Origin of the sequence: Xanthomarina sp. F2636L (assembly GCF_026410195.1) — a bacterium.
In the GTDB taxonomy this organism is placed as follows: Bacteria; Bacteroidota; Bacteroidia; order Flavobacteriales; family Flavobacteriaceae; genus Xanthomarina.
On sequence record NZ_JAPMLM010000069.1, the window covers coordinates 447800 to 460300 of the forward strand.

Here is a 12501-nt window from a genome sequence, read left to right on the forward strand (position 1 = left end):
TGAAAAGCCTTGTTTTTACAAGGCTTTTTCTATTTGATAACATGGATTAAAACGAAGTGTTTTAAAGAATATTTCTACAAATAACTCAGTTTAACTCTAAGGATCTCTTTATATCAAGCAAAAAACATAAATCAAAAAATCGCTAATCGAAAATCCTTTGCTTACTTTTGCAATTACATGGAAACAAAAAAGAAAGACATACGTGCATTAACGAAAGAGCAACTTCGAGATTTTTTTGTTAAAGAAGGAGATCAAGCCTTTCGTGGAAATCAGGTTTATGAATGGTTGTGGAGTAAAGGAGCTCATACCTTTGAAGATATGACTAATATCTCCAAAGAAACTAGGCAGATGCTGGAATCTAATTTTGTTATTAACCACATTCATGTAGATACCATGCAGAAAAGTAACGATGGCACCATAAAAAATGCAGTGCGTTTACATGATGGTTTAATTGTGGAATCTGTTTTAATTCCTACAAAAACCAGAACAACAGCTTGCGTTTCAAGTCAGGTTGGTTGTAGTTTAGATTGTAGATTTTGTGCAACCTCTAGGCTAAAGCGTATGCGAAACTTAAATCCAGACGAAATTTTCGATCAGGTAGTTGCCATCGATAAAGAGAGCAGGTTGTATTACGATAAACCTTTAAGCAATATTGTGTTTATGGGGATGGGAGAACCTCTTATGAACTACAATAACGTCTTAAAAGCTATTGATAAAATTACTTCAGATGAAGGTTTGGGAATGTCGCCAAAACGTATCGTCGTTTCTACATCTGGAGTGCCTAAAATGATTAAAAAAATGGCAGATGATGAGGTGAAATTTAAATTAGCTGTATCGCTTCACTCAGCCATTGATAAGGTTAGAACATCTATTATGCCTTTTAATGAAACGTTCCCTTTAGCCGATTTACGTGAAGCTTTGGAGTATTGGTATGCTAAAACAAAAAATAGAATTACGTATGAATATGTGGTTTGGAAAGATATTAACGATAAGAAGAAAGATGTAGATGCTTTAATCGCTTTTTGCAAGTTTGCACCAAGTAAGGTTAATTTAATAGAATATAACCCCATAGACGACGGCGAGTTTCAACAAGCAAATAGCGAGGCTATTGATATGTACGTGTCCATGTTGGAAGCCAATAACATTACTGTAACTGTTAGACGTTCCAGAGGAAAAGATATTGATGCTGCTTGTGGGCAATTGGCAAATAAAAGTTAAATATATTATTTGAATTGCTATATTTGATACTTCAGTGAAAATAGTAGAACAAATAAAACAGCCCATCGAGTATGAAATGGAACTTTTCGAACAAAAGTTTCTGTTGTCTATGTCTTCAAAAGTGGCGCTTTTAAACCGAATTACACACTATATTGTCAACAGAAAAGGGAAGCAAATGCGACCTATGTTTGTGTTTCTTGTAGCAAAAATGGTTTCTAATGGCGAAATTAGCGAACGTACCTATCGAGGAGCATCTGTTATAGAACTTATTCATACAGCTACTTTAGTACATGATGATGTAGTTGACGAAAGTAACAGACGTAGAGGTTTTTTCTCTATCAATGCGCTTTGGAAAAATAAAATTGCTGTTTTAGTTGGAGACTACTTACTCTCAAAAGGCTTACTGCTTTCCATTGATAATAATGATTTCGACTTACTTAAAATTATTTCCATAGCGGTAAGGGAAATGAGTGAAGGCGAATTACTTCAAATTGAAAAAGCTAGAAAATTAGATATTACTGAGGAGGTTTATTACGACATTATTCGTCAAAAAACAGCGACTCTTATTGCTGCTTGTTGTAGTCTAGGCGCAGCTTCGGTAAAACCGGACTCTGATCATGTAGAACGTATGCGAAAATTTGGAGAGCTTATAGGCATGGCTTTTCAAATTAAAGATGATTTGTTCGATTATGGAAATGAAGCTATTGGCAAACCTACAGGAATAGATATTAAAGAACAAAAAATGACTTTGCCTTTAATTTATGTGCTTAACCAGGCAGATAAAAAGGACAAACGCTGGCTTATAAATTCTATTAAAAATCATAATAGAGACAAAAAGCGTGTTAAAGAAGTAATTAGCTATGTCAAGGAAAATGGAGGCTTAGATTACGCTGTTTCTAAGATGAAAGAATTTCAGGAGGAAGCCCTTCAAATTCTTCATATATATCCAGAATCTACTTTTAAAAGTTCTTTAGAGTTAATGGTTAATTATGTGATTGACAGAAAGAAATAATTTTTTAAAAAACACTCAAAATACGTCAACAAAAAAGCCCGTAACTAGTTTAGTTACGGGCTTTTTATATTTATAATAATTATGTTATTTAATAATTAATTGCTTAGTTACTGATCCATGGCTGCTTTTTATAGTCACAAAATAATTTGCAGAACCTAGTGAAGAAACATCAAGAGTTCTTTCTGAATCCAGTGTTCCTGTTAAGTCGAAAGTTTTAATTATACGACCGGTTACATCAATTATTGTTGCTGTTTGCAATTCTACTTTATTAGGATTAGAAATAGTAACTATATTACTTGCTGGATTAGGATATAAACCAACAGAAATAGTTTTAGAATAATCTTCTACACCAACAATAGCAGCAGTGAAATTAGGACGAATTAAGTATGCAATTTCAAAAGCGAAATCTTCACTATTTGCCCAAGTTCCCATTGGATTGGTAGGCCAATTTACCCATGTTGCTCCTGTAGTAAAAATGGCTGAAGTTGTAACCACTTGAATATTTTCACCAGTAGGCATTCCTGCTGCAGCATCTGGTTCTTCAATAGCAACAAGGTATTGTCCTGGTGTTAAAGAAAATGGACCTCCAGCAATAGTTGCTGTATACATATCATTTTCTACAGCTGTTATAACTATTGGATCTGTTTCTGCAATAATAGCATTTGGAACTCCTCCAACCATATCCCATACGGTTGCTTTAACATTAAGTCCAGTTAATATACCACCTATATTTCCAATAGAAAAAGTAACTGATTCAATATCTTGAGTTGCAATAATATCATATTGGTTTCCTAAGTATCCACCATTATCTGCTCCAATACCAAGCGTTCCAGTAGGAGTATTATCATCTCTAGCATAGGTTATTTCAGAAATTACAGTGCTAGTAGCAACTGAGTTATTTGATGCTACAGAATCTGTCTCACTAATAGTTACCGAGTAAGTTACTGTGTACGTGCCATCTGAAGTTGGAGTATAACCAGCAAAGGTAACGGCTTGACTGGCTCCAACAGCTAAATTGTAAGGTATGCTTGTTTCGGTATAAACAGTTCCTGTACCATCTGTAATGGTTACTGTAGCTTCAGCATTTGTAACGGCATCACTACCTAAATTTTCTATAGTAGCACTTGTCCCTAAAGAAGTAATTTGACCAAGTGGTATTTGCGTATATTGATCTAGTGATGAAGCTGGAGTTGAGATAGCCACATCGTATGCTGCAATGGCTTCTACCATCACATTGTTTATCATTAAAATAAATTGATCTGTTGAGTTGTTTCTCCATGCAATATAGACAGTCTCTCCAAGGTAAGGAGTTAAGTCAGCACTTTGAGATGTCCAAACGGCACCAGAGGCTGCTGTAGTTGTATATAATACATTGGTGAAATCGGCAAGCGCAGTAGTTGCTGTAGATAATCGAACTTCATATCCATCAGGAAAAGATGCGTCTTGTCCTTCCTCATCCCATGTTAAAATGGCCGCATCTGTAAGCGTTATAGCAGGAGTAATCATCCAATCGTCAGCAGTTCCTGCAGGAGCGTACCAAGAAGTACTCATAGCAACCACATCGCCAGGATTGTCAAAGTCATCTGCTTCAATCCATGCATTTGTAAATTGAGACACACCACTAGCTGGAGTAAGTCCATCTACATTTACTAATGTCCATCCTGCTAAACCAGGACCAGAACCATCAAAATCGTCTTCGAATAACACTTGCGAGAAAGTAAAATTGACAGTTAATAATAAAGTAATTAATAAGGTAAATTTTTTCATAATAGCATATTTAATAATTTAGACTAAGATAACGATTATTTAATCATTTACAATCTTTTACAGATTGGGATCATTCATCTAGTTCCAATCAATATAAACAATATTTTTTAAGGTTATTTCTTGATTCTTTACTTGTTTTTTTGATAAAGAAATAACTCTTAACCATTACATTTACAGTGATTTTGTTTTATTAAATTAATTTTTTCAAAATAAATTTACCTGTCAGGCAACCTTTTGCATGATTTTTTCGTCTTTATAAATAGTAGCAGAACAAAACCCTTTAAGTGAAAGTAATTCAACTCTACAAAAACGAATCAGTGCTTATTAAAAAAGCCATAAAAAACAATCGTGAAGCACAACACGTTTTGTTTGAAATGCATGCACCTAAAATGCTGAGTGTTTGTAGATACTATATTAAAGATGTACAACATGCCGAAGATGCTATGTTAAATGGTTTCTTTAAAGTGTTTAAAAACCTTAAAAGCTATAAAGCAGAAGGTAGTTTTGAAGGATGGATTAGGCGTATTATGGTTAGGGAGTCTATTTCGTTTTTAAGACAACAAAAGCACATTGAATTTCCCGTTGAACAGCTAATAGAAACTAAGGAGTTTTCAATTCAAACAGACACAGGTCTTGAAGTTGCTGAGATTCAGAAATTAATAGATAATTTGCCAGAAGGATATAAAATGATTTTTGTAATGTATGCTATTGAAGGCTATAAACATGCCGAAATAGCTGAGCTTTTACAAATCTCTGAAGGGACTTCGAAATCGCAATTATATAAAGCAAGAAAACAGCTTCAAGAACAGATTAATAAACAAAACAAAACAAATTATGGCTCCAAATAAATTTGAAGAAGATATTAAGGATACTCTTGAAAAAAGAACTCTTGAGCCATCAAGCGAGGCTTGGGATACCCTTTCAGGAAAACTGGAAGCAGATAATAAGAAGCCTTTTAAGAAAACAATTATTTGGTTTGGAATTGCAGCAAGTTTAGCAGGAATTCTTTTTATGGGGAATTTGTTTCTTAATACGTCCGAAACTAGGAATTCTAAACCTGTTATAGTGGATACTAAAACGAATGAAGTAGAAGTATTTCAGAATAAGAATGAAGAGAAACCTGATGAAACTTTAGTCGCCATAGAAAATTCTAAAGAAGCAGATAAAAGTCTTAAGGAAGATGAAATAATAACGAATGGTGCCCAAAATAAGCCAAAAAGTATAACAAATTCACCAAAAATAAATACAGAAATAGCTCAAGTTGCATCTCTTCAAAAGACAGAAGAAAGCGAAACACAAACAATTCTTGAAACTTCTGTAGCAGACATAGAATTAATAGAAATAAATTCTCAAGAAAGAACACATACCACACAAACTAATATTGATTCCTTATTGAAAAAAGCACAACAAAAATTGGCTAAAAATATTAAAAATAAGGGTCAAACCATAGATGCTCATGCGCTACTTCAAGACGTTGAAGAAGATATAGAGTCGTCTTTTAGAGACAAAGTTTTCGAAACTTTAATAACAAGTTACAAAAAGGTAAAAACTGCAGTTGCCGAACGTAACGATTAACAAATTCATCAATAAAAAAACAAACAGTTATGCAAACAATTACAAAATACTTCGCACTAATAGTGCTTATGTTTTCTGTGCAATTAATCTCCGCACAAGAAAATGCTAACAGTGAAAAGATTAAGGCCTTAGAAGCCCAGAAAGAACAAGTTATAACCCAAGAAAAAGAATGGCTAAGAATAGATGTGGAAGCCATTAATGTACAATTAGATAATAACGAAATTACACAAGAAGTTGCCAATACCTTAAAAGAAGAACTTGCTACCAAACATGCGTTAAACATTGAAAACAGATTAGCAATTTTAGATAATAGAATTTCTCTCTTGGAAAGAAATGAACATGTTCCTTATGATACTGGAGCCAATCTAGATGGTTTTACAATTACTATTGGTAAGAGCGAAGAATCTGATGAATACGATTTAAAGAGCTTATATATTGGACCACAAACGAAGAAAGAACCAAAAAAGTACGACCGACGTACCACCAGCGATTTAGTTTTTGCTATAGGATTTAACAATGCTATTATTGAAGGACAATCTCTTAACGATTCTCCATATAAAATAGGAGGCTCAGGCTTTGTAGAGTTAGGTTGGGCATGGAAAACCAGATTGCTAAATAATAGCAATGCTGTACGTTTAAAATATGGGGTTTCTTTTCAATGGAATAAATTGGATATTAAGGATAATCTGTATTTTCAAGAAGTGGATGATGTAGTGACTTTAGAAGAATTCCCAATTAATTTAAGTAAATCGAAATTTAGATCTACCAACTTAGTCATTCCTATACATTTTGAATTTGGACCTTCCAAGAAGATTGAACGAGAGAACTATTTTAGATACTCCACACATAAAAAGTTTAAAATAGGAGTTGGAGGTTATGGAGGCTTTGTGCTTCAGTCTATGCAGAAGTTGAAGTATGATGATATGAATGGCGATTTCCAAAAAGACAAAATCAAAGATTACAACACCAATAACTTTGTTTATGGTTTAAGCACGTATATTTCTTGGGGACATGTTGGGATTTATGCTAAATACGATTTATCCACCATTTTTAAAGATCAAGTTATAGACCAAAATAATATCTCATTAGGTCTACGTTTTGATATGGATTAGTTTAAGTAGTTAATTTTTATTAGACTTTTCAGGATTTTTAAACCTGAAAAGTCTTTTTTAGTTAAATATTAAAAACAATTAGTTTTATTACTTTTACTATCCGATGTATATTGTAATTTTGTATCCTCTAATCTTTTTAATTTGATATCAAAATCCACCATAGATCAAGTATTTGAAACTGCTCGCGTAGAGGAGGTTATTGGCGATTTTGTTCAATTAAAAAAATCTGGAAGCAGCTTTAAAGGCTTAAGTCCGTTTAGCGATGAACGCTCTCCAAGTTTTATGGTGTCGCCAGTAAAACAAATCTGGAAAGATTTTTCAAGTGGAAAAGGAGGGAATGTCGTGGCATTTTTAATGGAACATGAACATTTTACCTATCCGGAAGCCATAAAGTATTTAGCCAATAAGTATAATATTGAAGTTGAAGAAACCGAACAAACCAATGAGCAAAAGGAGCAGGCAAACGAACGTGAAAGCCTCTATTTGGTTAGTGAGTACGCCAGTAAGTATTTTCAGAATATTTTACATAAAACAGACCAGGGCAAGTCTATTGGCTTGAGCTATTTTAAGGAACGTGGTTTTACAGAAGAAACCATAAAGAAATTCCATTTAGGGTATTCTTTAGACGAATGGCAAGCCTTTACAGACGAAGCTTTAAAACAAGGTTATAATCTAGATTATTTAGAAAAAACAGGAGTTACTATTGTAAAGGAAGAGAAGCGTTTTGATAGGTTTAAAGGACGTGTTATGTTTCCTATTAGAAGTATGAGTGGCCGTGTTTTAGGTTTTGGAGGACGAATTTTAATCACTGATAAAAAAGCAGCTAAATATTTAAATTCTCCAGAAAGCGATATCTATCATAAAAGTAAAGTACTTTATGGTATTTTTCACGCCAAGCAAAGCATTGCCAAAGAAGATAATTGTTATCTGGTTGAAGGTTATACAGATGTGATTCAGTTCCATCAAAGAGGTATTCAAAATGTGGTGTCTTCTTCAGGAACGGCTTTGACACCAGATCAAATTCGACTTATAAACAGACTGACAAAAAATATCACGCTTCTTTTTGATGGTGATGCTGCAGGAATTAGAGCCTCCCTGAGAGGTGTCGATTTAATCTTGGAGCAAGGCATGAACGTGAAGATTTGTACATTCCCTGAAGGCGAAGATCCAGATAGTTTTGCTAAGCAAAACACCTTAGAAGAGCTAACACTTTATTTAGAGGCCCATGCTCAAGACTTTATTCAGTTTAAAGCCTCTATGTTATTTGAAGCTTCTAAAAACGATCCAATAAAAAAAGCAGAAACCGTTAGAGATATTGTTAATAGTATTTCTAAAATTCCTGATAGAATAAAACGTGAAATTTATATTCAGGAGTGTTCTAAAATTATGGAAATTAGTGAGGATGTGTTGTATAGTACGTTGGCACAATCTTCAAAAAAAGACTTTCAGGAAGCGAACAAACAATTTAAAGAAGAGCAAAAGTCTTTTCAGGTTATTAAAAATCAGCAATCGCAAACCAAGGTAGATGTTCAATATGAATTAGAGCGAAAAATTATTCAAATCTTATTACTTTATGGGAACAGGACGGAAGATTTTGAAGATTTAATTCTAAAAGAAAACGATAAAAGCGAACTTATTCTAGAGCCAGTTGTTCACCAAGCCAAGGTTTTTGAGAAAATATATTTAGATCTTCAGGAGGACGAAATGGAGTTTACTAATATAAAATTTAAAGGTCTTTATTATAAAATTATCGACACCTTAAACCAAAATCCTGACTTTGCATTAGATAACTTTGTAAATAATGTAGATGCAGATGTAGCAAGCGAAATGACTACCATTTTAATGGAAGACGAGCGTTATACATTATCTAACTGGCACAGTAAAAATATTTTCCCAAAAGAAAAAACAGATACGATTGCTCAATTAGTAAACGAGACCATTTTAAGCTTAAGGTGTTTCTTAATTAGTAAAAAAATAAACGAGTTAAGCCAAGAAACAAAAGGCAATTTAGAGGTTCAATACAGAGAAATATTAGAAGAGGTTGTTGGTTATAAGAAATTAGATAACCTATTGTCTAGGAAATTAAATAAAGCCCTTTAAAACTCTAATAATTTCGCTCTATTAATTAAATCTACAATATTATCTACATGTAGCTTTTTCATTAATCTAGCTTTATAGGTACTTACGGTTTTTTCGTTTATTTCTAACTCTTCAGCAATTTCTTTGTTCTTTTTTCCAACTGAAATAAGTTTTAATACCTCAATTTCTCTAGTAGAAAGTTTCTTATAAGGCGATTTAGAAGATTTATTAATGCCTCTGCCAAATGCTAATTGACTTGCTAAATTATTGCTAAGATATGTTTCTCCACTAGCAACTTTCTCGATGGCTTCTTTAATTGTAATGATGTTAGAATTTTTGGATAAATATCCAGATGCACCAGCTTTTATGGTGTTAAGCGCATAAATTTCTTCTGGCTGATTAGAAAACATGAGTACCTTAATATTAGAATACTCTTTAGATAAACGTCTTAAAGCAGTGATGCCATTAAGTTTTGGTAAATCTATTTCAGATAAAATTACATCTGCTTCTTCCTGTTTTAGAAAATCGAAAATAGCTTCGCCATTGCTAACTCCTCCAACAACTTTAATGTCTTTGGAAGCAACAAATAGAAGTTCAATACCTTTTCTAATAATTGGGTGACTATCAACAACCAACAGTTTTATCATTTTAATAAGTTTTTAAAGATTAAGACTGTTGAGGCAAAAAAAATGTAACATGATAAGTAAAGATAGTAAATTTCCGTTAAAATATAATTTTTTTATTTTAAATTATTAGGAATCATGCAAATAGGAATTGGATTCATTTTGTGCTTATTAGAATTGTTTAATCTTTTATAAATTCTAAAAACCTCTTTTTGTCTACCTTCAAAAAGGTCTTCAGTTTTGTTTAGTTCAACCATCTTCATGGCCCATTCTAATTCTGGGTAAGAAGCTCCAATCTGCTCTTCATCGCTTCTGGCATCGCCAAACAAACCATCGCTAGGAGCAGCTTTCATAATCGATTCTGGAACTTGAAGCGTTTCGGCTAATAGGTAAACCTCAGTTTTCATCAAATCTGCAATAGGACTTAAATCCACGCCACCATCTCCATACTTTGTGTAAAACCCAACACCAAAATCTTCTACTTTATTTCCAGTTCCCGCTACCAATAACTTTTTTAAACCCGCATAATAATATAAGGTTGTCATTCGTAATCTAGCTCTAGTATTAGCTAAAGCCATGTCTACAATGGCTTGATCTCCTTCAAGCGAAACTTCGGTTTTAAATTCTTCGAAAACAGGGGTTAAATCGGTTTTAATATCGCTTACATTTTTATATTTCGATTTAAGAAATGATATGTGTTCTTGCCCTCTTGTTACATGACTTTTTGCTTGGTGGATAGGCATTTCAAGACATAAAACATCCAATCCGGTTTTGGCACATAAAATTGAAGTAACAGCTGAATCTATTCCTCCAGAAATACCTATAACAAAACCATTAACTTTTGCGTTTAATGCATAATCTTTAAGCCAAGAAACGATATGATTGACAACTTTTTCTGTTTGCATTTTAAATGAATTTTAAACAAAGAACCTTACCTTTGCATGGCAAAAGTAATTGAAACCCATTATTAATAAAAATTAAGACCCTTTTTGTTTTGTATGAAGAATTTTAGTCTGCTATTATTAATGCTAATATCTGTTTCTGCTTGTAAGAAAGATAATAAAATTGAGAAAGAAATAGCTGAAATACCTATAGATTTTATTATTGAAAGATTCGATAAAGCTTTTGGTAAAACTACAGCAAGTAATTTAGCTGAAACAAAGAAAGCCTATCCTTTTATGTTTTCTGAAAAGTATCCAGATTCCTTTTGGATAGCTAAAGTAAAAGACACCATTCAACAACAATTATCCGAAGAAACTGAACGTGTTTTTCCAACATTACAACAAGAAAAGCAAGAAATTAAGCAGTTGTTTCAACACCTTGCCTTTTATTTTGCTGAATTTCGTACACCTAGAGTTATCACAACGACTTCAAATGTAGATTACAGAAATAAAGTAATAGTAACAGATACCATTGTTTTAATTTCATTAGACACCTATTTAGGGAGTGATCATGAGTTTTATCTAGGCAATCAAAAGTATATAAGGCAGAACTTCAATAAAGACCAAATTGTGGTCGATATGGCCTCGGAGTATGCAGATAAGTATATATATCAGTTAGAATTAAAAACCTTGTTGGATGAAATGATTTATTATGGAAAGCAACTGTATTTTAAAGATGTGGTTATTCCTTTTAAAACAGACGCCGAAAAAATAGGTTATACCCAAAATCAATTGGATTGGACAATAGCCAATGAAACTGAAGTATGGAGGTTTTTTGTTGAAAAAGAACTGTTGTTTAGTACAGACTCTAAACTTCCTAATAGATTTATAAATCCAGCTCCTTTTTCAAAGTTTTATTTAGAAGAGATAGATTCTGAGTCTCCAGGTCAAATAGGACGTTATATGGGTTGGCAAATAGTAAAAGCTTATATGAAGCATAATGATGTATCTTTAAAAGATATGTTGCAAAAAGAACCATTAGATATATTTAATAATTCCAATTTTAAACCAAAAAAATAAATGGCAAATACAACATCTAAAATTCAATTAACTGTTGAGCTAGACGAGAATAGAGTTCCTGAAAAATTAAACTGGACAGCCGAAGATGGTGGTATAAAGAATGAAGAGGCAAAAGCTATGTTATTATCTGTTTGGGATAGTAAAGAGCAAGAAACCTTAAGAATTGATTTGTGGACTAAAGATATGCCCGTAGATGAAATGAAGTTGTTTTTTCATCAAACCTTGGTGGCGATGAGCGATACGTTTAATAGGGCTACTCAAGATGATAAAATGACTGCGACTATGAAAGATTTTTGTGATTATTTTGCGGAGAAACTAGAACTTAGAAAATAAAAAAAGGCACATATTTTGTGCCTTTTTTTATTCAATTTTTTATTAATTAGTTCTTATTTGGAGCCATAAATTTATATACCAATCCGGCAAGTATAGCTCCTACTATTGGTGCCACCCAAAACATCCAAAGTTGTCCCAAAGCTTCACCTCCTACAAATAAAGCCTGACTTGTACTTCTGGCAGGATTTACAGATGTGTTTGTTACTGGAATACTAATTAAATGAATTAGCGTTAGAGCTAATCCTATAGCTATACCGCCAAAACCAGGAGACGCATTTTTATGAGTTGCTCCAAGAATAACTATTAAGAACATAAAGGTCATCACTATTTCTGTTACTAGTGCTCCTACTAAGCCATAGTTAACGCCATATACATTGGCATCGTAAAAATTGCTTGCAAATGCACCTGGTCCTGAAAATCCTGTAAAATCAGTTGAACTACTAATAATTAAATATAGTATTGCCGCGCCTAAAATTCCTCCTAATACCTGAGCGATTATATAACCAGGTAAATCCCTTGCATCAAAACGTCCACCCATCCATAGGCCAACAGATACTGCCGGATTAAAATGACCCCCTGAAATGTGCCCAAGAGCATATGCTCCAGTTAATACGGTTAAACCAAATGCAAGTGCTACACCTGCCAGGCCGATTCCTACGTTCTCTACGCCAGAAGCAATTACAGCAGCTCCACAACCTCCAAGCACAAGCCAGAAAGTTCCAATAAATTCAGCTAAAAGTTTTTTCATGTTTTTTCATGTTTAGTTAGTAAAATTTTGATATTTAGTTAAATATGAGAAATATACAAGTAAATGTTTTTAA

Annotated in this window: 12 protein-coding genes; 8 read left to right on the top strand and 4 right to left on the bottom strand. The window is 33.2% G+C overall.

Translation table 11 applies throughout. The annotated features are described in order from the left end of the window. The first annotated feature begins 177 nt into the window (after window positions 1–177). Together rlmN and OS191_RS13165 are read left to right on the top strand one after the other, a co-directional pair. Window positions 178–1218 (top strand): dual-specificity RNA methyltransferase RlmN, encoded by a 1041-nt coding sequence (gene rlmN / locus OS191_RS13160; protein WP_267156176.1) that lies wholly within the window; start codon window positions 178–180, stop codon window positions 1216–1218. Window positions 1219–1252: 34 nt separating this feature from the next. Continuing rightward, a complete protein-coding gene (locus OS191_RS13165; RefSeq protein ID WP_267156177.1) occupies window positions 1253–2230 on the top strand; it encodes a polyprenyl synthetase family protein in 978 nt (325 codons plus the stop codon). An 84-nt stretch (window positions 2231–2314) separates the two neighbouring features. On the opposite strand, the gene OS191_RS13170 is transcribed toward OS191_RS13165, so the two are convergent. After that, the gene (locus OS191_RS13170; protein WP_267156178.1) at window positions 2315–3997 is read right to left on the bottom strand and encodes a T9SS-dependent choice-of-anchor J family protein; all 1683 of its coding nucleotides are present in this window, start codon (window positions 3995–3997) and stop codon (window positions 2315–2317) included. A 284-nt stretch (window positions 3998–4281) separates the two neighbouring features. Here OS191_RS13170 and OS191_RS13175 point away from each other — a divergent pair, with 284 nt between their 5' ends. The 4 genes from OS191_RS13175 to dnaG all read left to right on the top strand — a co-directional run bounded on the left by OS191_RS13175 (window position 4282) and on the right by dnaG (window position 8784). Then, window positions 4282–4845 carry an RNA polymerase sigma factor gene (locus OS191_RS13175; protein ID WP_267156179.1) on the top strand — a complete coding sequence of 188 codons (564 nt, stop codon included), beginning with the start codon at window positions 4282–4284 and terminating at the stop codon, window positions 4843–4845. Further along, window positions 4832–5572 (top strand): hypothetical protein, encoded by a 741-nt coding sequence (locus tag OS191_RS13180; RefSeq protein ID WP_267156180.1) that lies wholly within the window; start codon window positions 4832–4834, stop codon window positions 5570–5572. The genes OS191_RS13175 and OS191_RS13180 overlap by 14 nt, the downstream gene beginning before the upstream one ends. 29 nt (window positions 5573–5601) lie before the next feature. Then, window positions 5602–6684: a hypothetical protein gene (locus OS191_RS13185; RefSeq protein WP_267156181.1), complete on the top strand. Its 1083-nt coding sequence runs from the start codon at window positions 5602–5604 to the stop codon at window positions 6682–6684. A 141-nt stretch (window positions 6685–6825) separates the two neighbouring features. Continuing rightward, window positions 6826–8784 (top strand): DNA primase, encoded by a 1959-nt coding sequence (gene dnaG / locus OS191_RS13190; RefSeq protein WP_267156182.1) that lies wholly within the window; start codon window positions 6826–6828, stop codon window positions 8782–8784. Here dnaG and OS191_RS13195 read toward each other — a convergent pair. Both OS191_RS13195 and nadE read right to left on the bottom strand, forming a co-directional pair. Beyond that, window positions 8781–9410 (bottom strand): response regulator, encoded by a 630-nt coding sequence (locus tag OS191_RS13195; RefSeq protein ID WP_267156183.1) that lies wholly within the window; start codon window positions 9408–9410, stop codon window positions 8781–8783. The genes dnaG and OS191_RS13195 overlap by 4 nt on opposite strands. Before the next feature lie 92 nt (window positions 9411–9502). After that, window positions 9503–10291, bottom strand: coding sequence for an NAD(+) synthase (gene nadE, locus OS191_RS13200; RefSeq protein WP_267156184.1), 789 nt, complete (start codon window positions 10289–10291; stop codon window positions 9503–9505). A 93-nt stretch (window positions 10292–10384) separates the two neighbouring features. On the opposite strand from nadE, the gene gldB reads away from it, so the two are divergent. Both gldB and gldC read left to right on the top strand, forming a co-directional pair. Then, complete coding sequence (gene gldB / locus OS191_RS13205; RefSeq protein ID WP_267156185.1) at window positions 10385–11347, top strand: gliding motility lipoprotein GldB; 963 nt, start codon at window positions 10385–10387, stop codon at window positions 11345–11347. Continuing rightward, window positions 11348–11680 carry a gliding motility protein GldC gene (gldC, locus tag OS191_RS13210; RefSeq protein ID WP_267156186.1) on the top strand — a complete coding sequence of 111 codons (333 nt, stop codon included), beginning with the start codon at window positions 11348–11350 and terminating at the stop codon, window positions 11678–11680. 46 nt (window positions 11681–11726) lie between these two features. On the opposite strand, the gene aqpZ is transcribed toward gldC, so the two are convergent. Next, window positions 11727–12428, bottom strand: coding sequence for an aquaporin Z (gene aqpZ / locus OS191_RS13215; protein WP_267156187.1), 702 nt, complete (start codon window positions 12426–12428; stop codon window positions 11727–11729). Between the last annotated feature and the right edge of the window lie 73 nt (window positions 12429–12501).

Coding starts and splice junctions, on each gene's coding strand:
- OS191_RS13185 (WP_267156181.1), top strand. CDS start 5,602: ATGCAAACAATTACAAAATACTTCGCACTAATAGTGCTTATGTTTTCT.
- nadE (WP_267156184.1), bottom strand. CDS start 10,291: ATGCAAACAGAAAAAGTTGTCAATCATATCGTTTCTTGGCTTAAAGAT.
- aqpZ (WP_267156187.1), bottom strand. CDS start 12,428: ATGAAAAAACTTTTAGCTGAATTTATTGGAACTTTCTGGCTTGTGCTT.
- gldB (WP_267156185.1), top strand. CDS start 10,385: ATGAAGAATTTTAGTCTGCTATTATTAATGCTAATATCTGTTTCTGCT.
- rlmN (WP_267156176.1), top strand. CDS start 178: ATGGAAACAAAAAAGAAAGACATACGTGCATTAACGAAAGAGCAACTT.
- OS191_RS13195 (WP_267156183.1), bottom strand. CDS start 9,410: ATGATAAAACTGTTGGTTGTTGATAGTCACCCAATTATTAGAAAAGGT.
- gldC (WP_267156186.1), top strand. CDS start 11,348: ATGGCAAATACAACATCTAAAATTCAATTAACTGTTGAGCTAGACGAG.
- OS191_RS13170 (WP_267156178.1), bottom strand. CDS start 3,997: ATGAAAAAATTTACCTTATTAATTACTTTATTATTAACTGTCAATTTT.
- OS191_RS13180 (WP_267156180.1), top strand. CDS start 4,832: ATGGCTCCAAATAAATTTGAAGAAGATATTAAGGATACTCTTGAAAAA.